Source organism: Pseudomonas fjordensis (genome assembly GCF_976987115.1).
Genome location: NZ_OZ336860.1, coordinates 3,471,812 through 3,498,414 on the forward strand (window position 1 = coordinate 3,471,812; position 26,603 = coordinate 3,498,414).

The 26,603-nt window shown below is 57.4% G+C and carries 21 protein-coding genes, 1 tRNA gene and 1 pseudogene; 11 read left to right on the forward strand and 12 right to left on the reverse strand.

Annotated elements, in window-relative coordinates:
* Positions 1–197: 197 nt before the first annotated feature.
* Positions 198–767, forward strand: a complete 570-nt coding sequence (locus tag ACWHXD_RS15495; protein WP_032897123.1) for a DJ-1/PfpI family protein — start codon at positions 198–200, stop codon at positions 765–767.
* A gap of 93 nt (positions 768–860) precedes the next feature.
* On the opposite strand, the gene pgeF is transcribed toward ACWHXD_RS15495, so the two are convergent.
* The 3 genes from pgeF to pvdQ form a co-directional block, all read right to left on the reverse strand.
* Positions 861–1,592, reverse strand: a complete 732-nt coding sequence (gene pgeF / locus ACWHXD_RS15500; RefSeq protein WP_098951361.1) for a peptidoglycan editing factor PgeF — start codon at positions 1,590–1,592, stop codon at positions 861–863.
* 233 nt (positions 1,593–1,825) lie between these two features.
* Positions 1,826–1,899 (reverse strand) — tRNA-Cys (locus ACWHXD_RS15505).
* Between the two features lie 214 nt (positions 1,900–2,113).
* Positions 2,114–4,393, reverse strand: a complete 2,280-nt coding sequence (gene pvdQ / locus ACWHXD_RS15510) for a bifunctional acylase PvdQ (RefSeq protein WP_098951359.1) — start codon at positions 4,391–4,393, stop codon at positions 2,114–2,116.
* Between the two features lie 238 nt (positions 4,394–4,631).
* On the opposite strand from pvdQ, the gene ACWHXD_RS15515 reads away from it, so the two are divergent.
* A complete protein-coding gene (locus ACWHXD_RS15515) occupies positions 4,632–5,012 on the forward strand; it encodes a hypothetical protein (protein WP_003191568.1) in 381 nt (126 codons plus the stop codon).
* A gap of 10 nt (positions 5,013–5,022) precedes the next feature.
* Here the strand turns inward: ACWHXD_RS15515 and ACWHXD_RS15520 are convergent, their stop codons facing one another.
* Positions 5,023–5,217, reverse strand: coding sequence for a hypothetical protein (locus ACWHXD_RS15520; RefSeq protein WP_014718591.1), 195 nt, complete (start codon positions 5,215–5,217; stop codon positions 5,023–5,025).
* Positions 5,218–5,389: 172 nt separating this feature from the next.
* Between ACWHXD_RS15520 and ACWHXD_RS15525 the strand changes: the two genes are divergently transcribed.
* Entirely contained in the window at positions 5,390–5,521 is a 132-nt protein-coding gene (locus ACWHXD_RS15525) for a hypothetical protein (protein WP_256557817.1), read from the forward strand.
* Positions 5,522–5,745: 224 nt separating this feature from the next.
* Positions 5,746–10,575 (forward strand): TraB/GumN family protein, encoded by a 4,830-nt coding sequence (locus ACWHXD_RS15530; RefSeq protein WP_138762807.1) that lies wholly within the window; start codon positions 5,746–5,748, stop codon positions 10,573–10,575.
* Positions 10,576–10,648: 73 nt separating this feature from the next.
* Here ACWHXD_RS15530 and ACWHXD_RS15535 read toward each other — a convergent pair whose 3' ends face one another.
* The 5 genes from ACWHXD_RS15535 to ACWHXD_RS15555 are packed head-to-tail and all read right to left on the reverse strand — an operon-like array spanning position 10,649 to position 15,054.
* On the reverse strand, positions 10,649–11,395 hold the full coding sequence (locus tag ACWHXD_RS15535) for an ABC transporter permease (RefSeq protein WP_414478940.1): 747 nt from the start codon (positions 11,393–11,395) through the stop codon (positions 10,649–10,651).
* Positions 11,396–11,406: 11 nt separating this feature from the next.
* Positions 11,407–12,606 (reverse strand): ABC transporter substrate-binding protein, encoded by a 1,200-nt coding sequence (locus ACWHXD_RS15540; protein WP_138762809.1) that lies wholly within the window; start codon positions 12,604–12,606, stop codon positions 11,407–11,409.
* Positions 12,593–13,396, reverse strand: a complete 804-nt coding sequence (locus ACWHXD_RS15545; RefSeq protein ID WP_138762810.1) for an ABC transporter ATP-binding protein — start codon at positions 13,394–13,396, stop codon at positions 12,593–12,595. The genes ACWHXD_RS15540 and ACWHXD_RS15545 overlap by 14 nt, the downstream gene beginning before the upstream one ends.
* Entirely contained in the window at positions 13,393–14,454 is a 1,062-nt protein-coding gene (locus tag ACWHXD_RS15550) for an acyl-CoA dehydrogenase family protein (protein WP_003191576.1), read from the reverse strand. Before ACWHXD_RS15550 ends, ACWHXD_RS15545 begins: the two co-directional genes overlap by 4 nt.
* A gap of 39 nt (positions 14,455–14,493) precedes the next feature.
* A complete protein-coding gene (locus tag ACWHXD_RS15555; protein ID WP_138762811.1) occupies positions 14,494–15,054 on the reverse strand; it encodes a carboxymuconolactone decarboxylase family protein in 561 nt (186 codons plus the stop codon).
* Between the two features lie 103 nt (positions 15,055–15,157).
* Between ACWHXD_RS15555 and ACWHXD_RS15560 the strand changes: the two genes are divergently transcribed.
* Positions 15,158–16,063, forward strand: coding sequence for an AraC family transcriptional regulator (locus ACWHXD_RS15560; RefSeq protein WP_056783513.1), 906 nt, complete (start codon positions 15,158–15,160; stop codon positions 16,061–16,063).
* Here ACWHXD_RS15560 and ACWHXD_RS15565 read toward each other — a convergent pair.
* Positions 16,060–16,971 (reverse strand): LysR family transcriptional regulator, encoded by a 912-nt coding sequence (locus ACWHXD_RS15565; protein WP_138762812.1) that lies wholly within the window; start codon positions 16,969–16,971, stop codon positions 16,060–16,062. The two genes, ACWHXD_RS15560 and ACWHXD_RS15565, sit on opposite strands and share 4 nt — an antisense overlap.
* Before the next feature lie 114 nt (positions 16,972–17,085).
* Here ACWHXD_RS15565 and ACWHXD_RS15570 point away from each other — a divergent pair, with 114 nt between their 5' ends.
* From ACWHXD_RS15570 to ACWHXD_RS15595, 6 genes and pseudogenes are all read left to right on the forward strand, one after another.
* Positions 17,086–18,081 carry an aldo/keto reductase gene (locus tag ACWHXD_RS15570; protein WP_138762813.1) on the forward strand — a complete coding sequence of 332 codons (996 nt, stop codon included), beginning with the start codon at positions 17,086–17,088 and terminating at the stop codon, positions 18,079–18,081.
* A 133-nt stretch (positions 18,082–18,214) separates the two neighbouring features.
* Entirely contained in the window at positions 18,215–18,673 is a 459-nt protein-coding gene (locus tag ACWHXD_RS15575; protein WP_138762814.1) for an SRPBCC family protein, read from the forward strand.
* A gap of 93 nt (positions 18,674–18,766) precedes the next feature.
* On the forward strand, positions 18,767–19,213 hold the full coding sequence (locus tag ACWHXD_RS15580) for a DUF411 domain-containing protein (protein ID WP_032897098.1): 447 nt from the start codon (positions 18,767–18,769) through the stop codon (positions 19,211–19,213).
* Between the two features lie 3 nt (positions 19,214–19,216).
* Positions 19,217–19,639 (forward strand): YqaA family protein, encoded by a 423-nt coding sequence (locus tag ACWHXD_RS15585; RefSeq protein WP_032897096.1) that lies wholly within the window; start codon positions 19,217–19,219, stop codon positions 19,637–19,639.
* 110 nt (positions 19,640–19,749) lie between these two features.
* Positions 19,750–23,598 (forward strand): immunoglobulin-like domain-containing protein, encoded by a 3,849-nt coding sequence (locus ACWHXD_RS15590; protein WP_138762815.1) that lies wholly within the window; start codon positions 19,750–19,752, stop codon positions 23,596–23,598.
* A 196-nt stretch (positions 23,599–23,794) separates the two neighbouring features.
* A pseudogene (locus ACWHXD_RS15595) lies at positions 23,795–24,547 on the forward strand (alpha/beta fold hydrolase); the annotation flags it as partial.
* Positions 24,548–24,586: 39 nt separating this feature from the next.
* Here ACWHXD_RS15595 and ACWHXD_RS15600 read toward each other — a convergent pair.
* Positions 24,587–25,309 (reverse strand): hypothetical protein, encoded by a 723-nt coding sequence (locus ACWHXD_RS15600; protein ID WP_499084200.1) that lies wholly within the window; start codon positions 25,307–25,309, stop codon positions 24,587–24,589.
* 11 nt (positions 25,310–25,320) lie between these two features.
* Positions 25,321–25,950 carry a hypothetical protein gene (locus ACWHXD_RS15605; protein WP_138762817.1) on the reverse strand — a complete coding sequence of 210 codons (630 nt, stop codon included), beginning with the start codon at positions 25,948–25,950 and terminating at the stop codon, positions 25,321–25,323.
* Between the last annotated feature and the right edge of the window lie 653 nt (positions 25,951–26,603).

The following is a 26,603-nucleotide window of genomic DNA, read 5'->3' on the forward strand; positions in this document are numbered from 1 at the left end:
ACGCAATGAGGGCGACGGCGGTAATGATTCGTTGCGTTCGATGGGCGCAATTCTGTACTCAGTTGCCTATACCTGTAGCTTATCTCAAGGATGTACCGATGCCTCGGCCAAAAGCAGTCAGTCATAACCGGCCGGCTGCCCTTGATGTAGCTGTGTTGTCGCCCTATCTTATTGGCATTCATGGAGGATTCTGACTGATGCCACGTGTGGGATTGATACTGACACCCGGTTTTGCGGACTGGGAATACGCTTTCATTGCTGGAACTGCGTCTGCGTTTTACGGGATCGACGTCAGGTTTTTCGCTTCTGCTACGGGGCAATTTCGCTCGCAGGGTGGATTGGCGGTAACGGTCGATAGCAGTTTGCAACAATGTCTGGACTGGAAGCCGGACGTTGTAGTCGTGATTGGAGGAATGGTCTGGGAGCGTGCAGAAGCACCCGATATTCGAGAGTTTCTTCATGCGAGCCGTTCAAATGGAGCGACAATTGCCGGTATCTGCGGGGGAACGCTGGCACTTGCCAGGGCCAGCCTTCTCGACACCGTTGCTCATACATCGAACAGCGCTGACTTCCTGCAACAGAATGCCGTAGGTTATGAGGGGCGCGCGCTTTATCGAAGCAGTCCAGTGGCTGTGGTTGCAGACCGCGTCATCACTGCTCCAGGCCCTGCACCCGTTAGCTTCACCTGCGCAGTGTTCGAAGCTGCCGGGCTATCTTGCGAGACCACTTCTCAATTCAGATCAATGTTGGCAGCGGAGCATCGGTGACTGCGCCGCCTTACAAAACAGCCGGCTAGGTGATGTGTTCGAGTGGCCGCCCATGGACAATTTTTGCCTGTTATGAACGGCTGAAATCGCCATTCAAGAAACCGGATCCCGAGAACGTCTTATCCAAGAATACTGGAAGGATTTAGCCTCGACTTGATGGCTTCGCCGCCGATAGCTGCCCAGATCAGCGCTGTGGCAATAAGTACAATGTTGGAGCACCTGAATCTGTTCAATACTCACACCGCTCGCCACCAAGTGGCGCAGCGCATATTTGCGTAGATCAAACCAGGCTTCATTATGTGTGATCTCAGGTTCGACCCAAGGCGCACTTGCCGGTGGCGCACGATGGTGGGTCCACGGCGCAGAATCGTTTTGCCAGAGATGGCTGTCGGCATGTTCAATATCTTCGACAAACTTCCTGCTCACCTCATAACAACAAGGGCCGATAGATGGGCCTATCGCTATTCTCAATCCCGTAAGAGAAGCACCTTCTTTCTCTAGCCGGCTGATCGAATGACCGAGAATGCCTGCTTTCAAACCCTGCCATCCGGCGTGGATTGCCGCTACAAGTGGTTGATCAACCGAAGCAACCAGAACCGGCAAGCAATCGGCAGTGATGATCGCTATCGCACCCTGGGCTCCTCTCGAGAATAGTGCATCGGCGACAGGACGTTCATCTCGCCCTTTCCCGTCAGCATCGACGATGTGCGTACCGTGAACCTGAGCACAGTAAAGTGTTCCTTCCGGCAGCGTTAAATTTCCCGAAGTCTCGAAACCGTGGTCCACGCCAGGGATCTCGAACAGCAACGAAGACAGGTAGGTCATGGAGCAGATCCTATCGATGGCAATCCGGGTACCGGCATATCATCCGTAAGAGGAATGGGTCAAGTTCGCATAGAACTCTGTGTTCCGGATGAGGTGAGCGCACGTTTAACGGCGTCTCAAATTTGCTGAAAAAAGGCAGGGTTGCGCAAACGATCCGAAAAATTGCGGAAGCGATGACTAAATCGAAGGCAATAAAAAACCCCGTAGACGTTAATCTACGGGGTTTCTAAGAGTGGAGGCCGAGGTCGGAATCGAACCGGCGTAGGCGGATTTGCAATCCGCTGCATAACCATTTTGCTACTCGGCCTCAAACGATCAATGCCCTTGTTGCTGACATTCACCGCATACAAACTTGAGTGGGCTATGTGAAGCTTGCCTCTACTCTAACTCATTGAATACATTGAAGTTTTTAATGCTTCGTTGCGTTCGATGGGCGCCATTATGTACTCATTTGCCTAGGCCTGCAACCCCTTGATTTCAAAAAATATTCTGCCTTGGCATCAAGGGGTTGCGCGTCTGCCCTACTCCTTCACCGTGTGGATTTGGTAGTGCGGGTCGGCCTTGATCTGGGCCTCGGTGAAGGGCAATGGGCGCAGTTTTTTCTGGGAGAAGGCTTGGGTCTGGTCCTTTGAGTAGGCGGACGCTGGGTTGCTGGACTCGGAGAATGCCAATACGCCGAGCGCGTTGGGGCCTTTGTCGTCGAAGGTGACGATTTGCAGGTAGCTGGTGCCGCTGACGACTTCGCGTTTGCCGTCGGCACGGGGCACGGTTTGCATGGCGTTGTAGATGCCCAGTTCTTGCGGGCCGCCGTGCATTGGGGTTTGGCCGGAAACTTGGATATCGCCCCAGCGGGTCTGGCCCAGTTTGCCGACCTCTGCGCTGGAGGCCAGCATGGCTTCGCGCAGGGCTTTGGCGACCGGGGCGCGGTCGATGGCGAGGCCGCTTGGGGTGGTCAAGGGGTGGGCCGGGTCGAAGGCCACGCGCCAGGCGTCGGGGAGTGGCTGCAAGTGCTGCATCAGGTTGATGAAGTGCACCAGGCCCACGCCGCTGTCGAGGTTGGCGCGCTGGTCCCAGTTTTTCAGGCTGGTGCACAGCGGTTGCAGCGCATTGGCGTCGGTGCCGAGTTGGTTGGCGCAGAATGTCAGCAAGTCCGGCATGACTTGGCCTGCCAGGTACACCTCGTTGTCCATGACCATATTTTGCAGGTCGGTGATGCTGATCGGCTGTTTCTCAAGGGTTTGCAGGCGCTGGAGCGCGAAGCGCGCGCGCGGGCCGAGGCCGATGTGATCCTGGCTGATCACCGGCGAGAAGCCACTCAGCGGGGCCTTGGGGTTGGCCATCCAGGCAGAATCATTGGAGTGCTGCACGTAGTCGGTGCGTTGCAGCTGTGGCAACTGGTCGGCCGGGAAGATACCGGGCTGGGCCGCGCGTGGGTCGATGTCCCAGGCGCAGGCGCTGTGGGCGCCGTCGAGCACGATCATTTGCAGCCCGGCCCGTGGGTCGCTGCAGGTTGCCAGCTTGGCGGCGCTGACGTTGGGCACCACCGACAAGTTCATGTACAGGCTCTGGCCCTGGTCATCGGCGGCCAGGGTGTTGACCCAGGGGATACCTTGCAGGGTGTGCACCGAGTTTTGCAATTCCTTGAGGCTGCCGGCGCGGTTCATGGCGTACCACTGTTGCAGCACACGGTCGTTGCCCAGGTTGGCGTCGCGCAGGCTGAAGGCGTAGTGGCTGTCCCAGTCGAGCTTGCCGGGCCATTGCACCACGGGGCCAAACTGCGAGCTAAAGACGGTGTGGCTCACCGCCTTTAGGCTGCCGTCGGCTTGCTTGACCTGTACCGTTACCGCCGTTTTATCCAGGGGGATGGACTTGCCGTCCAGCAGGTAACGGGTGGCGTCCTTGGGGTCGAGGGTCAGGCGGTACAGGGTGAAATGCTTGGATGTGTCCACGGTATGGGTCCACGCCACATGCCGGTTGAAGCCGATGTTCACCACGGGCAACCCTGGCAGTGCGGCGCCCATCACATCCAACTGGCCAGGGATGGTCAGGTGCATCTGGTAAAAACGCATGCCGCCCACCCAAGGGAAATGCGGGTTGGCCAGCAGCATCCCACGGCCATTGAATGAGCGGTCACGGCCCACGGCAACGGCATTGCTGCCTCGGTCCAGGGTGAAGCGCTGCTGGTTGGTTGCGGCCTGTGCAAAGGCTTTGGTACCCAGTTGCACACTGGCGGTAGCCAGGGGTGGTGCAGCCCCCACCAAGGCTTCGGCGAATTGGCCGACGCCCCCTTCTACCAATAGCCTACGGGTCAACTTGACCAGGTCTTCCTTCACCAAGGGCCGTACCCAAGCGGCCTGGCACTGCGCGGGGGCGCCCTGCTCCTTTAGATAACGATTGTAGCCAGCCACGTACCCTTCGATGCGCTGCTGCATCGCTGGCGTCTGGGCTTTCCAGAAGGCCGCCACGGCCTCGGGTGTATTCAGCCAGTTGAAGAACACATCGCTGGCGAGGTTGTTGCGCTCCTCCAGGGTCGCCTGGTCCGGCCCGAAAAACCTGGCGCGCTGGCCATTGACCGTGGTCACCTCATTGGCCAACAGGCACAGGTTGTCCTGGGCATAGGCGTACCCCATACCCACCCCCAGGCCACGCTCATCAACGGCGCGAATATGCGGCACGCCATAACTGGTACGGCGGATATCCGCCGACGCCTGCGTCATTTGTTCCCGTGCCGATGCGGCCAGGCTCAGCCCCAGCAACAGCCCTGCCACGCCCACTCTGGACAACCCGTTGGAAATAATCACGCCGACTCCACAGTCAAATTGAACACCCTCACACGGGATGGTTACCCCACCGTAAGAACGCACATCGACCGGAATAATTTAGCCGCACACGGCTGTATATCGTCAGCGCTTGAAAAGTGACAAACCCGATACCGACAAATTTTCTACATCCGTCGTTTCATGATTTGCGTCACTCGTTCGTCTTATTACTCAAGAGCACCATCTTTTTCCTGATCAGGCTCTGAAAAGGAGTTTTTGCATGTATAACCCTCAAGTGCCCACGGATGGACATTCAAAGGCCACAGATACTCACTTTGGCAAAGGCACACAGGCGTTCGGCAACGCGCCCGAACAGCAGGGCAACCAGCGCATCCGCCATTTGCTCAAGTGTTTCGGTTTGCGCACCAGCCTGATCCGGCTGAAGGTCATCGACGCCCTCCTCACCGCCGCCGACAACCAGCGCACCCTCGGGGTCCGCGGCGTGCACAGCCACTTGCTGGAACTGGGCATTCCGTTGTCGTTTCTCAGCGTGCGCGAGGTGCTCAAGCGTCTGTGCAGCGAGGGCGTGATCACCCTGAACGCTGACAAGAGCTACAGCCTCCATGAAGAGGCTGCCAAGGTCCTTGAAAGCCGTGCCTGACTGACGCCCGTCAGAAGTTAGGCTTGACCTTGCGGCGCATGATGCCGTTGATCACCACGACCACCACGGCAATCGCGATCGCCAGGTACTGGAAGGTTTTTTCGCTGATCACACCTGTGTTCTGCAGATAAGACAGGCCGAACATCGCCCCCAGTACCGCCAGGGCAATCAGAAGCGAGTATTTCAAGCGTTGCTTTTGGGTCATGACAAGTTCCTGAACCTGAGAATGTATCCACTGTGTATCGCCGCGCATGCCAAGCACATACCCAATTCTGGGGATGGCACGGGGTCGGCGGGGTCTTATGTTACAGGCGATCAATAGTTTTGGCTTGTCCGGCGCCTGACTGACTCTGTAAGGCTCCCTTGAGGATCATTAAATGCTTCGACGACTCGTGCTGCTAGTTCCCCTTCTGATCATGCTGAGCATCAGCGGCTGCTTCTTCTTCCCGCGCGGCGGTGGTTGGCATGATCACCACGATGACGGCGGCCGCGGTTACGAACGGCGCTGATCCCCTCCATCAAATTTACCTGACCCTACGTAGACACTGCGTGCGGCAAGCTGGGCAGCCCAGCATTGCCGCCACGGGCGGTACATATTCGTAAATAACATTTCAGCGGGCCTGCTCGGAACCTTCCGACGCTTTCACCCCAATTATCCGAGGCCCAACTAAGGAAGAATCATCCCTCGGATTACCATCAGGACGCCTGGGCCAATGCAATCGGAATAACTCACTTGCTGACAGGTATCGCCCCCCCTCGCCTGCGCCGAGACGTCTGCGTCGATGAAACCACCCAGGCTTCTCACACCCCACAAATCTCACCCTCGGCCCAAACGCCTTCTGCTCCTGAGGTAGAGGCTATCGTGCCGGCCAGCGCGACTCGCTCTGACCTGATCAAGGGCCTGCAAATAACTGATCAACGCCTATTGCTCAATCAATACCAGCAACTCAATCAGGACATCCAGGCACTGCTGCTACGCCAGCCGACGCTCAGCAGTGTTATCGAGCAGCAACTCGCCCGCAGTTTAGGCATTACGCCTCCCCTGGACGTCTCGTCGCTGTATGTACACCGCTATCACACCGATGAGCAGGGCCAGCGCACGTTGGTCTCGGTGGAAGGCATCACCGAGGCGCTATTCAAGGCGTTGCGCCAGCTCAAGACATCTCCCGACGCTGAGCCCTCGACCAGTACCGTCGGCATGGAAGTCGGCTTTTACCGCAGCGATTCGCCAAGCGAAAGCACCCAGCAATTGCAGACTCGCGACACCCTGCTTTCAATTGCACAAACCATCGAAAAACAACTGCCCCTGAGCCTTGCCCGATTCTGGACCGAGCCACGCACGGGCGAACCCAACCCTGAGTCCCCCCAAAACGAGTTGCTGGCTATCCACCGAGAGATGCTCTCCACTCTGGCGGCCTTGGGAGTGGAAGACGGTGCGTTGACGCCCGCAGCCAAATCTTTGATCGACAAGGCATTCCAATACCCGACCCTGGAGGCTCGGGAACGCGCGATGAAAGAGGGAGACCGGCCTGGCGTCTACCCGCTCAAGCTAGAGGTGCCACGCCCGGCCGGCAGCCTGTTGGCGGGTGCCTTCCTGATCACCAGCAGCGATGGGTCGTCAGCGACACGCCCATTCAATAGCGCGCAAACCGATCGGACCCTGCTGCCTGGCCAACAGCAAGGGCTGACCGTGCTCTACACCCCCCGCGATGGCTACGAAACATTCGACAGCCCGGCCAAGGCACTTGCGGCACTGCGTCAACGCATCAACGACGACCCCGATGCCGCGCAGCAATTACTACAGAGCCTGCCTATAGAAGTTCAGCGGAGCTTGAAAGATGACTGGCAAACTCATCTGAGCCAGAACCTCTCCCCGGTGAAGGTTGACGTGATTGCAGCAGGTGTACCGCAATTGTTGGAGCGCCAGCGACAACAGGTGAGCAACGAACTACAAGCGCTATATGACTCGCAAAGCCAAGAACCGATATTAGTAGACCCTTGGCGACACCTGTTGACTGAGAGAGGCCTGCATGAAGCCGCCGACCTGGGGTGGCATTTCGACGGCGATAACGCCTTGTTGACGCGCACGCAATGGCTGGACAGCCGATCACACAATCAGGACGCTCGCCAGGCGCTGGACCAAAGCCTTGGGAACCAGAAAAACTGGCAATACCTGGCTCAAACACTCAACGAGTCCATCCAGACATTGCCGGAAAAACCCACAGCGCGGGACGTGTCGGCCATTTTGAAAAAAACGCCGATGAATATCGCGCCAGACTCCGGCCATTACCAATCCTATATACGCGCACCTGGGATGTCCGTAAGCGTTGAAGCGTTCCTGACTGAAAACGGCTTGCCATTGCCCAAGACCCTCGACGACCTACTGGCCTTGGTGCAAACCGCGAACGTTCGAGCGCAGCAGCACCCCTTGGGCAATTTCGCAGGCGCCCTGTCATGGCCACTGCCCCTGAGTGTTGAAAACCAACGCGAACTGTTCAACGTGGTCGCATGCAACAGCGCCGGCCTGGAGGGCTTGCCGTTGCAAAATCCCAGCTGGGGCGCATTGGACTACCTGGCCAGCGCCGTATCGCTGTCGCCAACCGACATGCAAGACCCCGCCAAAGCGCTGGAAAAACTGCTCGGCTCGCCCCGTTACAAGGCCTTGGGCGAAGCGATCCAAACCAAGATCAATGGCATAGCCACCCACAGCAGTATCAACGATTACGTATTGGCGGCGATCCATTTGGGGCTTGATCACGAGTCCATCGACCACCCCAGTCGAAGCCGTGTCGCAGGCTTCGATCTCGCTGCCGATACATTCTGGAACAAGCCGCCCTCAGACATTATCAGCGCCCTGGCGGAGCACCTGAGTACCAGCGGCAAGACCTCCACGCAGACAGCTGCATTGGGCGCACGCTTGCTGTTGGGACGTGTCGCCCCTCAGTTCTTGGTCAAAGACATTCCTGCCACCGTCACTGTCGGCAGCATGGCGTGGGCGAATCTGTGCCTGGCAGTCGCCCGCATCGAAGCACAAACGCCTGGCAAGGTTGCGTCGATGAGTTTCGGTGAAGTCATGCTGGCTGCCGAAGACACACCGCCGGCCAGCGAAGCGGTACAGAAAGCGGTGCTGATGGACTGGGCAGTTGCCAATCAAATTACCCATGTCGACCCAAGTGGGGATTACACCCAAGAGAACATCGAATACGCCCGTACGGTGTTCAACCGGCAACTGGATGCGTTGAAAGTCATGTCCGAACGGCTTGAAACACCGATGCCCAATCGAAGGGCCATGGCATTGGCTCTGCTCAAAGAGAAATTCGGCGGTGATATCGATTTTGAAGAAAAATGCCTGCGCATCAACTACGGGCATGAATCCATCGGCCCTCGATTCGGCCCCGCCCATTCGATGCTGGACCTCACCATGGAGGGGATGAAACTCGATGAGTATTGGCAACGCACGGATGGCGCCACAATCAGCAAGCAAACATTTGACGACTTTGTCGCGCTCACTCGTGATAAAGCTCAATACAACGTTGTGAGCGAGTTCAACAAAAAATTCACCGAGGTCACCAACCTTTACAAAGACATCAACAAAGATCTGGTGATGAACGCTATCACGCACTTGCCTCTGGAGGACCGAACCCAACTTAACTACGGCAAAATCCGGTTCTTCAAAGAAAATTCCTACAGGGTCTCTTACATTCCATTTGTCGGTGAAAAACTGTTCCATTCGAGCGCCACGATTCGAGTGCAAACCGAGCTCAATGGGAAAAAGCAGTCGTACTTGTTTGACACCGAGAAAGGCACCATTCAAAAAACTGGATCACACCCAGCCGACCACAAACCCGTCACTTTCTCGGACGAAGTCATCAGGGTCGAGGAGTATTCTCCTAATCCAGCCAATACCTCTTTCGAGCATGAGAAACCGCTGTATCACGGCAGTAATCAGAACCACTTCCAAAACCATCGAATTCAGGAGGTGGCAGAAACGGTCGTGAAGGGTCTGGGGATCGACAGTGACGCCGTCAGGCGCCTGGCCGAAGGCAGAACGGCCAGGGAACAACAGCGTGACACCCTCACCACGATAGGCGAATTTTTGCTGGATCTTATCCCCCTCAGATCGGCCATTGCCAATTTTCGCAACGGCAACATAAAGGACGGTGCCATAGACTTGACGTTTGATTTGTTCGGCTTCCTCACTGCGGGCGTGGCCATGGTCGGAAAGTTGGCAAAAGCCGTCGGCAAAACCGGCAATGCGCTCGCCAAAGTCGCCCGCAGCGGCCGAATCATTGGGGCGACCGCCTTCAGCGCATTCAACCCGCTGGGTGGTCTAGGTGACTTGACGGTAGGCGCGGGCAAAGTGCTGATGGAAGGTGCAAGCGCCGCCCGCGCGGGTGTTCAACGAGTGCGCGGCATGGCCACAGGCGGTGAGCTGGTTAAAGCGAGCAAGCGTTATGAAGCTGCGGCGACGGGCTTGTTCAAAGTCGGTGAGCAACAGGTGCAAGGTTCGGCCATCAAGCACAACGGCAAATGGTATGCCTACGATGCGATGACACAAAAGCCCTACGGCGCGGCCAGGGAGTTTTCCCCGGCGGATCTACTGATGCCGCCCTCGCCTAACCTGCATGATACGACGACGAGCAGCCGCAATGGCGTACGTCATAACCCACTAAGCAGGGCGTCTCGCCCCTCCAAGGCCGTCAAGAGGGTGCCGCTACCCGAGGACGAATACGCGACGAGCCGCAGTACGAACGGTTATCTGGTCCTGGATCATTTCACACCCAATAGAATTAAACAGACACGGGAAAAGTTTGTATTGGAGAAAAGCGGTTATTTACAAGACGCGGCCAAGGGCGAGAGGCCGCGCGCTGCAACAGTGCCTGATATCGAGGATGCACTGACGCCCAATCAGGCATTTGAAAAGGCGTTGGAAAATACCGATGTACTGGTGCTGGGAGAAGATCACACTGAAGTTGCAGGCCTGATTGCACTACGCGACGGAATGAAAACATTCCATGAAAAGGGCGTCAGCGCCATTTACCTGGAAGGTACGACACTCGACCCGTATGGCCTGCTAGACGATCGTTCGTTCCGACACGCTCTGAAGCGACGACCCGGGGGTGAAAAAATCTATGAGGAACTGATAACGGAAGCCGAAAAATATGCAATCGAATTACTGCCGCTTGAGCACAAGTTTTTGACAAGGCACTCCGATACTCCTGGCTATTTCGAAGGCCTGGGTAAACTTGATAAAGACTCCCCCGAGTATCTGGCATTGTCCAAGCAACGCCTTGAGGAAGTGAACTATTACGGTGCCAGGCAGATAATGAAAAATGAACTCGGCGGGAAATCCGTGGTGTTGGTAGGCCGCTCGCATATGAATACCGCCGAGGGTGTTTATGGTATCGCGGAGTTAACCGGTGGCATCGGTATTGGCGTCTATCAAAAATCGGATATCGCCCACAGCGGGGGCCGTAAAGCGGGCGCTACCCGTGACACCTCAGTGAGAATATCCAGCAGAGATGACACTGTCGGCGATTTGCAGATTGACATAAAAGCGTAAGCACCGGGTAAACCGTTGGGGCTCGCGCCCCAACGTGGCACGTCGGCTGCTTCACATGGCGACGTTCAAGCCATCAACCGCCATGCACCCACCGCTGGTGCAACCCACGCGCAAACGCATCCAGCGCAAACCCCAGCACCCCGATCACCAGCACCATCGCCATCAACTCCGAGTAAGCGAGCCGATCACGGGTGTCGAGAATGTAATACCCCAGCCCCGCACTGACCCCAAGCATTTCGCACGGCACCAGCACGATCCACAGGATACCGATGGCCAGGCGCACGCCGGTCAGCACATGCCCCACCACGCCTGGAATGACCACCCGGCGTAACGTCTCCCAACGCGTGGCACTCAAGCTCCTGCTTAACTGCAACCAACGCGGGTCGAGCTGACGTACGCCCGCTGCGGTGTTGAGCATGATCGGCCAGACGGCGGCAAAGGCCAGCAGGAAGTAGATTGGCTGGTCGCCCACGCCCATCAGCATCACCACGATCGGCATCCAGGACAGCGGCGAAATCATCCGCAGAAACTGGAACGCCGGCGTGGTCGCCGCCTCCAGGTTACGCGAACTGCCCACCAGCAACCCGAGGGGCACCCCGACCAACAACGCCAGGAACAGCCCGACAAAAATACGCTTCAGGCTCACGGCGATATGCAGGTACAACTCACCGCGCCCGAGCAATTCCCACAGGCTGCTGGCGGTGGCCGCCAGGGAAAAGCGCGCCGACAGGCCATCGGCCTCGCCAAACACGTTCACGCCCAGCCACCACAGCAGCAGCAAACCCGCCAAGCCACTCAGCCCCAGCCACCAGCCGGGGATTCTGCTGTTGTTCAAACGCCGATCTCCTCGTGCCGCTCATAGCCTTCCGGCAAACCGAAGGTCTGCATGCCGCCCACGGCTTCGATCGCGTTGCGCACGAAGCGGTCGTCCACCAGGTCCTTGGCCACGAAGGCTGGGTCCAAGCCGGCGAGAAACTTTTTGTCGCCTTCGATCAAGGTGTCCTTCAAGCGCCGCACCAGTTCTTCGGTGTAGCTGGGGAACGGGTACGGTTGGAAGTCGATGCGATGCTCGTCCCAGTTGGCATGCTGGATCGCGCCGCTTTTCAAATAGGCGTCCCGGTCGCTGGCAGCCGGCGCCAGAACTTTGCTCAACACCGGCTCGGCATGGGGCGTGTAACGGTTATCGCCGCTCTTGGACAGTAGCAGCGCCGCCTCACCGCGGTGGTCACGGGTCCACACCTGAGCCTTGACGATGGCGTTCACCACCTTTTGCGACCACTCCGGGCGGTTGGCCAGGTCGTGCTCATGCATGAACACCACGCAGCAGGCATGGTTGCGCCACACGTCGCCAGTAAAGCGCTGCACACGACCGACCTTGAGGTTTTCTGCCAGGGCGTTGAACGGTTCGGCGACGATGTAGCCGTCGATGCGTTTGCTGGCCAAAGCCGGAGGCATGTCCGAGGGCGGCAACACGATCAGGTTGACCTCATTGGCGGCAATCGAACTGCCGGTGGCGCGAGTGACCGGGGTGAGGCCGTTATCGCGGAACAGTTGCTGCACCACCACGTTATGGATCGAGTACCAGAACGGAATCGCCACCGACTTGCCGCCCAGTTGCTTCACGTCGGTAATGCCTGGCGATACGGTCAAGCCTGAACCGCCCACATGGTTCCACGCCACCACTTTGGCTGGCACCTTACTGCCATAGCGCGCCCATACGGTCATCGGCGACAACAGGTGTATGACGTTGACCTGGCCGGAGATAAACGCCTCGATCACCTGGGCCCAACTGCGCAACAACACCGGGCGCTCGGCCTTGATGCCTTCGGCTTCGAACAGGCCATTGTTGTGGGCCACCAGCAGTGGCGTGGCGTCAGTGATAGGTAGATAGCCAATGCGCACCGGCGCGTCGGGCTCGTTGGCGGCACGCGCCTGCAAGCTGCTCAGCAGAGGCAAGGCGCCGGCGGCACTGAGCACAGCGGAAAGTTTGAGAAAGTCACGGCGCGAGTGGGTCAGGTCATCCAGACACATGGGTAAACTCCTGTTGTTCAAGGGGGTGGGGTTGAGGGCGGCTCGCCTGCCGTAAGGTTTTCAAAATCTCGATACGCAGCGCGCCGATGGCCTCGACCTGTTCTTCCCGAGGGTGCGGCAAATCAATAGCCCACTCGCCCAGCGTCCGCGCCGGGCGGTTACCCAGTAGCAGGATGCGATCGGATAGCAGCAGTGCTTCGTCGATGTCGTGGGTGATCAATACGGCCGCCGAGCCCTGCTCACGATTGACCTTGAGCAACAGGTGCTGCATATCGGCGCGCGTCACTTCATCCAGCGCGCCGAAGGGTTCATCAAGCAGCAACACTTGCGGCTGACGCGCCAGGCAGCGAGCCAATGCCGTGCGCTGGGCCATGCCACCGGACAATTGCGCCGGGAACTGCTGGCGCGCAGGCTCCAGCCCTACCGCCGCAATGGCGTGGTCGACACGCCGGCGGCGCTCTTCAACACTCAAGTGCGGTTGGCGGGCGAAATCCAGGCCGAAGGCAACGTTCTTTTCCAGGGTCAGCCAAGGCAGCAGGCTCGGGTCTTGAAAGGCCACCACGACGCGCGGATGCGGGCCGCTCAATGGCTCGCCCAATACCTGCATACGGCCCGCCTGAGGTGCCTGCAAGCCGGCCAGCACCCGCAGCAGGCTGGATTTGCCCACGCCGCTAGGGCCCAGGATCGACACCACTTCGCCCGGTTGCAAGTGCAAGTCGAAGCCTTGCAGCACCGGCCCACTGCCATACCCCAGGCAAATGCCCTGGGCCGTCAATACCGCCTGGCTCATAGATTGGCCTGGCGATGCAGCTCGGTACGCAGTTGCACCAGGCTGGGCGTTACGATCGGCACAAAGGCCGACTCGCGCCAGCGCCGGGCAAAGCCGCTGCCGTGGGCGGTCAAATAAGCCTTGCCACCGCTGGCTTGCAGTTCAAGCTGCACGGCGCTGGCGGCGGTTTCAGCCAAGGCGATGCGCAGCTTGAACAGCGGTATCGGCTCGGCGGTAAAACGCCCGGCCAACAGCCCGTTTTTAAGCTCGCTGACCAGATGATCCAGGGTCACGCGCAGGGCTTCCAACTCTTCGCGCAGTACGGTGCGACTGGCACCCAAATGGTGAGCCACTTCGGCTAGCGAACGCCGGGCCAAGCCAATCGACATGCCGCACTGCAAGCCCAGGAACGCCGGGCGTACCGCGGGCAGGAACTTGCGCGCATCCTCGTGCAGCAACCACTCGCGACTCAGCTCCACGCCTTCCAGGCCAAGCGCTGCGGTGTTGCTCGATTGCAGCCCGAGCAGCTCCAGGTCGCGGGAACGCTGTAACCCGGCCACCGAATCCGGAATCGCCAGGATAAACGGCGCGCCGCCGCCTGCATGCTCGATGGCCGCTGCAGCGACAAAGCCATTCTTGCGCAAGTTGGTCACCCAATGCAGGCGACCGTTGAGGGTCCAACCGTGGTCGTTGGGCTCGGCGCTGATCTGCAACGTTTCGATACCCGACAGAAACTTCATCGCATTCGACAGCCCGGTGGCCCCGGCCAACTTGCCGCTGAGCAGGTCTGGCATCAGTTGCTCGCGCAGGCGCTGATTGGGGCTCTGCAGCAAGTACTCGATAAACGAGCGCTGGCCCCAGCACACAAACGCCGCCGCCAGGGAATGGCTGGCCACATTGGCGATGGCCTCGACCGCCCCCGCCACATCACCGCCCAGGCCGCCCAGTTGGGTGGGCACGCCGATTTTCAGAATATTGGCTTCTGCCAGCCGCGGCAGCACTTCCTGTGGATCGCAACTGCCCACGTCCAGGGCCTGCGCTTGAACATCGAGCCAACGGCTCAAGATTGGGTCAAGCATTCATGTCTCTCCTTTTACAGCAGATGGGCCAACGCCGAATCAGCTGGCCGGTTTTTCCCAACGGTATTGCGCCAGCTCCGGGTTCAGCGGGGTGCGGGCAAACACGTTAGCGAAGTTGCACAGGGTTGCCAGGCTGACACCCAGGATGACTTCCAGCGCGTGGCCGTCGGTGTAGCCGGCGGCGCGGAATGCCTCAAAGCCCGCATCACTCACATCCCCACGGGTGGCGATCACTTCTCGGGTAAAGGCGGCGAGTGTCTCATAGCGCGCGTCAGGCAATTCACCGCGGCGGCGCAGGGCCTCGATCACTTCCTCAGGCAGCTTGGCTTTGTTGCGGGCAACCGCCGTGTGGCCGGCGACGCAGAAATCACACCCGTGGCTGGTGGCGGCAATCAGCTGCACCACCTCACGGTCGGCCAGGCTCAGCTCGGCCTTGGCATTCAAACCGGAGACGGTGATGTAGGTTTCCAGCGCAGCCGGTGCGTTGGCCAATACCCCCAGCAGGTTAGGAATAAAACCCGAGCCTTTGAGCGCGTTTTCCAGAAAGGGTTTGGCGGCCTCCGGGGCAGTTTCGGGGGTGAGCAGCGGTACGCGGGACATGAAGTGGACTCCTGTTGGGTTTGAATGCCCCAGTCTGTTGGTTCTAAAAAAAGCGCTCAATAGGCTAAAGTAGCGATTACTTGCTCTTGAGTCTTTCCATTAGATGAATTCGTCCAGCGTCCTTGTCGATTGGTTATTAGATAGCCTCGAACTCAACACCAGCTTGTTTCACGTCGGCCGCTATTGCGGGGACTGGCACGCGAGCACCCACGGCCTGGCACAGGCGAGCTTCCACTTGATCGTGCAGGGCGAATGCTGGCTGCATATCGACGGCGATCCAAGGCCACAACACCTGAATAATGGTGACGCGGTGTTTCTGCTGCGAGACTTTGCTTTTCGCCTGTCCGGCCAGGCCACGGCAGCCGGCGCCCAGGAGTGCCCACGCCGCTCGATGTTGCCCCTCGACAGCACGGCCACCGACGGTGTGGGATTAGTCTGCGGTTTCTTTCACTTCCAATCCGGCTTGTCGACACTCATTGTCGACACCCTCCCCAGCTGGATCATCCTGCGCGCCGGCGACCCGTCGCTGATGGCTGCACGCAACCTGTTCGAATTGATCCTGCAAGAATGCGCACGCACGCCGGCGCCCTCTTCCGCTTTGCTGGAGCGCCTGTGCCACCTGCTGTTCCTGTATGTGTTGCGTCAGCAAGTGCTCGACAACACCGAGCTTGGCGGCCTGGCGGCGCTAGGCCGGGCACCTGCGTTTGCGCATTTGCTGGAGCAATTGATCGCCCGCCCCGCCGAGCCCTGGAGCCTGGAAAGCATGGCGGCCTGCACGGGGTTGTCGCGCTCGGCGTTTTTCAAGCGCTTCAGCGAATTGTGCGGGCAGTCACCCGGGCAAGTACTGCTGATGATCCGCATGCGCCACGCCTGTGGGTTGCTCAAGGCGGACCAGACCGTGGCCGAGGTGTCGCTGGCGGCCGGGTATCAGTCGGTGGCGGCGTTTACCCGAGCCTTTCATAAAGTCACCGGGCAACAGCCTGGCGCCTATCGCAGAGCGCAAGCCTAGCCGTGTAAACCCGTGCCGGGCCGGGCGCACAACTGCACCAGCCAATCGACAAACACCCGCACCCGCTGCGACAACTGCCGATGGGGCGGGTACAACGCTGTCAGCGCCATTTTCGGTACTGCTACATCGGCCAGCACCTGCACCAACGTGCCCTCGGCCAGTTGGCGCAGCGCGTGATAACGCGGCGCCTGGATCAGCCCATAGCCGGCTTCGCACGCAGCGAAGTAACCGGTGGAGCTGTTTACGGCAACCACCTTCTTCAGGTTGATCGGGCGCAACTCGCTGCCCAGCAAAAATTCCAGGCCAAACCGTTTACCGCTGGCACTGGAAACGTACTCGACCATTTGGTGATCCGCCAACTGCTCAAGGCACAAAGGCGTGCCCATGCGCGCAAGGTACGCGGGGCTGGCCAGGGTCAGTTGTTCCATCATCGCCAAGGGGCGCGCCACCAGCGATTCGTCCAGGACCGGACCACCGCGCAACACGCAATCGACGCCTTCGCGTATCAGATCTACCGGGCGGTCGTTGAGGCCGATCTCCAGTTCGATCTGCGGGTACAGGGCGGTGAATGTGGGTAAAGCCGGAATCACGATCAAACTGCCAATGCCTGAGGGCATATCGATACTCAAGGTGCCGCGGGGGTTCTGGCGCTGCGTGGAAAACACCGCCTCGGTTTCCTCAAGATCGGTCAGCAACTGCACACAACGTTGGTAGTACGCCGCGCCATCCAGGGTCGGGCTGACGTGGCGTGTGGTGCGCTGCAGCAGTTGCACGCCGAGATGGGCCTCCAATTGCTTGATCAAAATGGTCACTGAGGCGCGTGGCAATTGCAGGCTGTCGGCGGCCTTGGCAAACCCGCCCAATTCGACAATCCGAGTAAACACGCGCATGGCGTTAAAACGATCCAAAAGAGTGCTCCTGCAAGGATTGTTTAGATATTACAAACAGTGATAGCACTTTTAGCGGGTTTATCTGCATTTTTTCAAGGGCAACAATGGGCCCTCATCACAAGGAGCGCCCCTATGCACACTCGACAACTCGGTAAAAACGGCCCGCATGTGTCTGCCATTGGCCTTGGCTGCATGGGCATGACCGATTTCTACACGCCCGGCACCGACACCACCGAGGCCACTGCAACCTTGCACCGCGCCTTAGAGTTGGGCGTCAACTTTCTCGACACCGCTGACATGTACGGCCCGCACACCAATGAGCAATTGATCGGCAAGGCCATCGTTGGCAAGCGGGACCAGGTCTTCCTGGCCAGCAAATTCGGGATCGTGCGCGACCCCGCCAACCCCGTAGTACGCGGCGTGAATGGCCGGCCCGACTATATTCGCAACGCCATCGACGGCACCTTGCAACGCCTTGGGGTGGATACGCTGGACCTGTACTACCAGCACCGTATCGACCCGGACGTGGCCATCGAAGAAACCGTCGGCGCCATGGCCGACTTGGTGAAACAGGGCAAAGTTCGCTATCTGGGCCTGAGCGAGGCGTCTGCCGTTACCCTGGAACGAGCGCATAAGGTCCATCCTATCAGCGCCCTGCAAAGTGAATATTCGCTGTGGAGCCGTGACCAGCAAGACAACGGCTGCCTCGCCACCTGCCAACGCCTAGGCATCGCGTTTGTGCCGTACAGCCCGTTGGGCCGTGGCTTTCTAACCGGCGCGCTGAAAAGTCCGGATGATTTCGGTGCTGATGATTACCGGCGCTTCAGCCCGCGCTTTCAGGGCGAGAACTTTGCGAAAAACCTGCAGCTGGTCGAACAGGTCAAGGCCCTGGCGGCAGACAAAGGTGTGACGGCCGGACAACTGGCGCTGGCCTGGGTATTGGCCCAAGGCGATTACATCATCCCGATTCCCGGCACCAAGCGGCGTTCTTATCTGCAAGAGAATGTGGAGGCGCTGTCGATTTCCCTCAGCGCGCAAGAACTGGCTGCCCTGGATGCGATTTTCCCTCCCGATGCAGCCGCAGGCCTGCGTTACCCCAAGGAAGTGCTGGCCATGCTGGATATCTAGCGCCTGCTGAAAACCTTTGTGCGGGCCGTTCTGAGCGGGATTGATGAACGGCCTGCCGACTCCCGTGCAAAGCGCAGGAGTCAGACTATTCTCACAGCTCCTAGTGTAAAAACCGCCACACAGGAGGTGTGTCATGCACGCGACTGAGCATTCGGTCCGCTTGGAGCAGATCAGTCAGGAGCGCTTCATCCAGGCGCCGATCGACGCGGTTTATGACTATGTCACCCAGCCCGACCGCTGGCACGAGTGGCACCCCACCTCCCTCAGCGCCGACACCGGCACCACCGGTTCATTGCCGGTCGGCACGCGCTTTACCGAAATCATCGACCTGCTGGGCATACGCGTCCCCATGAGTTACCGCGTACAAATCGCCCGCCGCCCCAGCGAATTCAAGACCGTGTTCACCTCCCTGGCGGTTGACGGTTCCATCCATTATTTCTTGCGCGCTCATCAGCGAGGCACGCTGTTCAAGCGGGTGCTGACTTACGAGACCGAACTGCAACTGGCGTCTTTGCATGAGCGCATGGTCACGTTATCGGCGATTGCATTGGACAGGCTCAAGCAAAGGCTGGAAAACCAGGGCTTCGTATAATTTAGAAACATTACAACGGCGTCACAATGCAAACACGCCCGCAAAAGCAGGGAGAATGCCCGGCTTATTGCCGCGCCTTGAGTGAGACCCACGATGAAAACCCCATTGCGACTGGCCCTGCTCAGTGCCTTGTTCACCACCACCCTGGCCCAGGCCGCCGAGCTGATCCCCATCGACGTCCACCGCGACGCCAACTGCGGCTGCTGCAAAAAATGGATCAGCCATTTGGAAAGCAACGGATTCAAGGTCAACGACCACGTTGAAGCCGACATGAGCGCGGTGAAACAACGCCTGGGTGTCGCGCCACGCCTTGGCTCGTGCCACACAGCGGTCATCGACGGCAAATTCGTCGAAGGCCACGTGCCCGCCGAACAGGTCCTGGCTCTGCGCAAGCGCGACGACCTGCTGGGCCTTGCCGCACCGGGCATGCCCTTGGGCTCGCCAGGCATGGAAGTGGATGGACGCAGCGAGGCCTATCAAGTCATAGGCCTTACCCGTGAGGGCAAAGACGTGGTGGTAGCGGACTACCCGGCTCACTGACCGGTGTTGATGGGTTACCTGGGGCTGTTCGCCGCGGCATTTGGCGCGGCGACGTTATTGCCCCTGCAATCGGAAGCCGTGTTGGTGGGCCTGCTGCTCAGCGGGCATTACAACCTGTGGCTGCTGCTGGGCATAGCGACTTTGGGCAACGTGCTGGGCTCGGTAGTCAATTGGCTGCTGGGCCGCTCGGTGGAACGCTTCAAAGAGCGACGCTGGTTCCCGGTCAGCACCAGGCAGCTGGACAAGGCTCGCGGCCATTACGCGCGCTGGGGGCACTGGACGTTGTTGCTCAGTTGGGTGCCGATTATTGGTGACCCGCTGACATTGGTGGCTGGGGTGATGCGTGAGCCGTGGTGGCGGTTTTTGCTGCTGGTGACTCTGGCCAAGGGCGTGCGTTATGGCGTGCTGGCGCTCATTACTCGGTAGTTGACCGCCCGTCGCCACTGTCATTTCTCACAGCTAGACGGTTATCACCTTCTCATATTTGCTGACCCTGTTTGGCACGTTTTCTCAAATCAGCCTGAAGGGTCACCCCCATGTCCGATAAACGCTCAGACAGTCCACCCATCCTGCACCCACCACGCATCATAGGCCTGGAGCCGCCGCCCTACAACGACAACACGGTACGCCCCCTTCCCGAACTCCTTGCTGATGTAGGGGTTGGTATACGCAGCCTCGAAAACCGTTTGTTGATTACCTTCGAGAGCTGGACCCAGAAGCGAGTCGGCGATACTTACGAATGGTATATGGGAGACCGGCGTTTTCCGGTCGCCTGGGGGGAAATTTTTGCTGGCCAGGAAACGCAGCCACGCTACCAACTGTCGGTACTACGCGAGCATGTACCGTTAGGTAGGGTGTTCCCCTGCTATGGCCTGGTCAGGCGTAGCGGGTCTGGCACTGAAATCACATCGCAGGAAGAAACCTGGTTCTTGAAAGATACCCGGCCAGGAGGCGTGGATCAGGACCCAGGCCTCCCCTACCATTCGGCGCTGATCCTTCACCTGCCAGAGGACCTGAGTGACCCAAATGCCGAGCTCGACAGCGTCCGCGCAAAAGAGGGTGTGCTCATTACCATTGATCACTACCCCGAAGCATATGTAGGTGACACCATCGAGTTGTATTGGAACGGCCATTTGGTGGAGCTGTCGTTGGACGCGGATCAGGCTGAGGGGCTCAAGCCTATCGAGGTGTTTGTCAAGCCGGATGTCATCACCTTGGGCGGTAGCGGCCTGCTGAGTATCCGATTCCGGATCTATGACTTGGTGCTGAACTTCTCAGGGGAAGTGCGGCAGTGGTCTCAGGTCGTAAACCTGAAAAGTAACCTGGATCCAAACGCATTCATGCGCCCCCACTTCTTGGTGGATGGCGCAGACATTGATCGTAATGACGTCGATTTCGATCAGTACGCACAGAGTCACTTCGAACTCGAAGTGATTGTGCCCACACGACTCTCCAATGGCGCCACAACGCCAGCAGGCGCTCAGATCGTAGCCACCATCGAGGGCACACGCGCAGATAAAACGAAAGTCACCGTCACACTGCCAGCGTTTGCCGCCCGGCCCGGGCGTTCGGCCTATACCACCGTCGAGAACAGCATCCTCGAAGACCTGATCAACGGTTCGATGAGAATTTCCTACAAACTGCAATTCCCGCTGGGCACTGAGATTGGCTATTCCGCAGGTCTGACTGTCACAGTTTTCGGTACTGTTTCCAACATGCCTGCGGTTGAAATCGAGGAAAACGAGGGCGGCTTGATTGATCCGACCGAGCCCTACCTCAAAGTCAACTTCCCGGTCTTCACACCTTACAATCCGAACTATCACGTCACCTTGCGCTTTGAGGCCCACCAACCCGGCGGCGGCCTGGTGTTTTATGAACAAACCCAGCAGGCGGGTGACCCTCCACCGCCCACAAAATTTCGGATTGTGTCCCCTAAAGATTTCTTACAGTTTGACGGGCTCGGGCCGATCGACGTCTTTTATCGTGTCAATGATGGTGTGACCACGGTACAGGACGCCGGTGTGCTGACGGTGCGTGAATCCGAGCACCTGATAGTAGAAATAGGCGAACGTAGCGCCGACCTGCCTGCGCCGCAGATTGAAGGCGTAGATGAAAATGGCAACCTCGATCCGACCGATGTAATTTTCCAGGTCAATGCCACTCTGCCCTATGCCTTTATACCAGGTGACACTGTGGTGTGGCGCTGGGTTGGCTCTGGTGTAGATGGCAGCACAGGCGGCACAATTAACGTCGTTGTAGCAGGAGAGATTTCGTTTGCGGTAGCTCGAAAGTATGTCGACTTGAATAACAACGGCACCATTCGCTTTAGCTATTCCCTCATACGCGGTAACCAACCACTGCGCTCTGAAACACTTGACGTGACAGTCGGTAAAGCAATAGGTGTACTGCCAAGGCCGGAAGTGCTTGAAGCCTCGCGATACCCAGACCAACTAAGACCGGAGGCCGCAACAACCGGAGCGACGATTGAAGTATCGTTCCTGACCATGTCGCCCAGCGACCGGGTCATGGCAGTGTTCAGTGGCACACCGGGCATCGGCACTTATGAAGACACTCAGAATGGCAACACCTCAAGAACGTTGCACTTTGACGTACCGAGCGAAGTGGTAGGCGCTAACATTCTTTCCGAAGGTCGCTTGATTACCGTGCAGTACTTTGTGCTGCGCGGCACACGGAGAATACCGTCGCCCATACTGGATCTGCTGTTACTGCCCCTGACCACGCTACCGACCCCCACCATCGAAGGGCATGATAGCCCGGTACTGGTGGTTTCCCAGCTCACTGGCCAGGAGCGCACCCTGATCAATATCTGGCTCTTCATTCACCGTTTTCAGCGGATATGGATGACATATAAAGGTATCTACAGCGATGACATGCCTTACCGTGAGGATACGTACAGCGAGAATTTAGTAACGCCTGAGGGCGAGAGTCTGGGCATCATGCCTCCCACGCCGCCGGATCTGCGCAGGCTCAAGGATGGATCGACGCTGACCATCGATTTCTGGGCCAGTTTTGATCGTAGTACCAACAAAACCAATGCAGTGCACTTCCGTCAACGCACGTACACCATTCAGGCACTATCAGGAGTTTTGCCGCACCCCTTTATCAATGGCACCACCGATACCGGGCCGAATGTGACAGTCGACCCGCTGCCAATTGAACACAATACGACGGTGACCGTACGGTATACCGGTATGAGTGGCCAAGATTTCATCACGCTTGTATGGACTTTTGCCGACGGCAGCAGTCATTCGGCTGGTCTGCCTGGGCTGGATGGCGGCACCGTGGTGTTCAATCTCACCGCTGATAAAGTCTTGCATCGCAGCGTATACAGTACGGTATGCCTGACATATTCCGTGGCGCGCACAGGCGTGCCTGATCCGATTGCGTCGCAGGTGCAGACGGTTTGGGTCAATGCAATTCCTGCGGCAGACTTACCGCAGCCACTCGTCAACAATGTCATCGACGGAGGCACGCTGGACCTGGCGAGTTTTGCTGGCGACGCCAAGGGGTCAGTAAGTAAATGGCCTTTGAGCGATGAAGATCAACTGACGTGGATGGTGTTGAGCGCTGAGGGAATTGAAGATTTAACCGTGTTCGAGGGCAAGGCGATTAACGCCACGGAGGCTGCGAATGGATTGAAAGATCAAGCAGTGCTGCGTAGTTGGTTGGCCAGGGTGCCGAATAACAGCCAGATCACGGTCAAATTCTGGGCGGCTTATAACCGCATTAACGACAAAAGCCGTGCAGTGGCTTTCCCCAGCACCCAATACACCCTTGCTCTCGGTAATACACTTATCGTCTGGCCAGACAGAATCAGGCACAGTTCGTATATGTATAGGTTGGGAGATTACCCCAACATTGTCGCTACCAGCACGTCACGCAATACGACACAAGTGAACGTATCAGGCGGCACCGCGCCCTATCGTTTCTCGTCCAGTAAAAGTAATGTGGCCGCTGTCGATGCAAATGGAGCGGTCTCAACACGGGGTAATGGGGTAGCGATTATCAGCATTACCGACTCGTCAAGTCCGCCACAGGTCAGGACAGTTACTGCCTCGATTGAAAACGTGATCTGGGTTTACAACAATGGCTCGGGAACGTTCGATCAAATGTTTAACAGTGCCGTTGATAGAAACATGTCATTGCCTTATCTTGAGCAACAAAAGTTAATGCAAGAGCAGTATGCTGGTCGTTGGCCAATGGCAAATAATTACTATTGGTCGCGCTCACGTCAGCGTGAAGAATTTGGGATTGAGTTCTTTTGGACGACCAATCTGGCCTCGGGGGTAACGGCATGGTTCGCCAATGTTCCCAGCAATACTTTTAATGCGGTAGCTATAGACCAGTTTAAATACGAAGATTAGCCGGAGTGATGAAAAGGGACGAATCTATTCTATTTATGGGTTCGTCCCTAGCCCCGATAAATTCCGGGAGCGTTAAAGCAGTTACGCCTCAAAGCGGACGCCAACGACTTGCCCGTCCACAGCCCTGCTGCTAGATGTTAATTTTCACTTAATCCCCTCCCGACAGCATCCGATTACTCCATTCGGAACCCCGCCCATGACTTCAGTCCGCGCCCTATCCATCGCTACCCTACTGAGCCTCAGCGCCTCCTACGTGTTCGCCTCCAGCGAAGGACGCGTCTACGGCCCTGAACTCCAAGGCTTCCAATACCCTCACCCTCTCCAACATTTCAGCTTCCAATCCCAAGGCAAATCCCTGCAAATGGGCTACATGGACGTCCCCGCAACCGGCACTCCCAACGGTCGCAGCGTGGTGCTGATGCACGGCAAGAACTTCTGCGGTGCCACCTGGGAAGGTTCGATCAAGGCGCTGAGTGACGCCGGTTACCGCGTCATCGCCCCGGACCAGATAGGTTTTTGCTCCTCCAGCAAGCCCGACCATTACCAGTACAGCTTTCAGCAACTGGCGACCAACACCCATCAACTGCTGGAAAAGCTCGGCATTCAAAAGGCCACGGTGATCGGCCATTCCACCGGCGGCATGCTCGCCACGCGCTATGCGCTGATGTACCCCCAGCAAACCGAACAGCTTGGGCTGGTGAACCCCATCGGCCTGGAAGACTGGAAAGCCTTGGGCGTGCCTTACCAGAGCGTCGACCAGTGGTATCAGCGCGAGCTGAAGCTGAGCGCCGACGGTGTACGCAGCTATGAGCGCAGCACCTATTACGGCGGGCGCTGGAAACCTGAATACGAGCGCTGGGTGGACATGCTCGCCGGCCTGAACAAAGGCCCGGGGCATCTGCAGGTTGCCTGGAACTCGGCGTTGATTTACGACATGATCTTCACGAAGTAAGCGCCAACGTATACGCGATTATAATGCAGCTTCGTGTCAGTCACGAATTTTGTTGGACAATCGGGCCTCTGCTTCATCGACAGTCATAAAGGTTCGCAAGACGTGACGCTCTAAGTCCCGCCAGAACAACACTACCGCATCCACCAGCGAGCGAAGCAGCTCAAAAGAAAGTCGAATGTCAGTCACCGGACGTACACCGAAATGCTCTTCAAACAACGGCTGAGAATCAGGCCAAAGCTCTGGATTCCGCTTACGAAGCGTACGAGCAGCCTTACCCTCACCATGACGACACACGTTACCTAAAAGCATAAGCAGGTCGAGCTGGAGGTACGATTGGAATTGTGAAAGCTCTAGCCCCCGAACTTTTAAGAAAAGCTTTTTGAAATCCTCACCCCATAGGGTTTTCTCTGCTTTCTCAATCTCCTTTCCAATCAAATCAGGCGCCTGTTCATTTGGCACAGTGGGAGTGAAGAACTGTCGCACGCACCCAGTGACGTATGTCCGTATTTGCTGCTCCCACAACGACTGGATGCCAAGGCAAAAAGTCATAGCTGCCCTTTGCTCCAGTACGAAATGGTCGAAGGCATGAAGTGACTTTATAAAATCGTCTATATCAGTGCGGTCAATCAATTCATCACGTCGACGCCGTAGAGCGAGTAGAGAAGGCTGAACAACCAGCTCTAAATAGTCCTGCACCACGTTGCCATAGTTGTTGGCGTATACGTCCACAATTGAGTGCTTCCATGGATGCTGACTCATAAAACCCACCATCACCTATGCTTTAAATAATACGCACGGCCAGCTGGTGTAAACCGGTAGAACACTCCACGTACATTCGCAATCTTGCCTAGAAATCCCTGCTCAAGAAGATCATCAATAGCGGCGCCAGCTTCTACATTCCCTATGCCTAAGGCAGAGGCAAAAACACCCAATGTAGGTCTGACTTCTGCATCCGTATATTTTGCCATTATCTTCATCACATCAAATCCGATAGCTGACACCTCCACTTCCGCTGGAGCCTGGGCCTTTTCAAGCAAACGTGTTAATTCCTCACACGAAGACTTTAGGCGAGCGTTCTCAACCTGAGCTGAGCGGTAACGCTGCTCACTATCCGCTAGCGTTGCTAGCGTGGAGGCTAGACGGGCATTCAATTTATGAGCCGCACTGGAACGGTACTTCACAAACATGACACCTAAACCGCCTCCGCATACGAGAACCAAGACGATAGACCAATAAGGGATACCTAGGTCAGTTGAAAGCCAGCTTGCCATCCCGCCTAGCTTCTCCGGCATCCAAGGTGGCAGTTGCCCATTCTCAGTGACGTACCCGATAACCGACTGCCCCACCAAAGCGCATGCGGCAACCGCTAAGGCCAACAGCTTTGTCCAATGCTTCTTCATATCCGTGAATGCCCCATCACCCCAAAAATACAGATTATACCAGAGACAAGGTGGCAGACTGCCTTTCTGAAAGTTGTGGCAATGTAAATGAAAGGCAGGTGAAGCCTATAGAACTCAATTCAAATAGAAAAGTTACAAAACCCGCCTATCGAAAGTGTAGATTTATTTGAATAAATGCCTTGCAATTGCCCCTGAAAGTCTTGACAAAGTTCAGACCCGTGCTATAATTTAGATGTAGTACGGCGGAAATAAATTATTCTGCTTAAACCATCTTATTTGTAATGCTGGGCTTCTCTCTTAGTGTTACTCCTTCTGTCTGGTTTGCTCAAGCCACCTCCAACGTTCCCCTAGTAACGTGACAGAAAACTAGGCTCCTAATTCTGTTCTACGAGTGCAATTGTCGAGCTGAAAGACCTTGGGACTACGCTTAGCGTCTGCCGTAGAATCCTTTTTCAAGCACTTGCCCTGTAGTGTGGTCGCAACAGGGCACTAATTCAGAGTTTCCACTAAGCCAATAATTTCAGCCTTGAATCAGCTGTTTTTATCCTCATCGCTTTAATCTGTAGTGTGGCTTAAACAGATAGATCCAGTGTCTCAAGGGTGGTTCCTTGCAAGAGGCATTTCGAAGCTCGCCCCGGTCGAGTGGATCATAA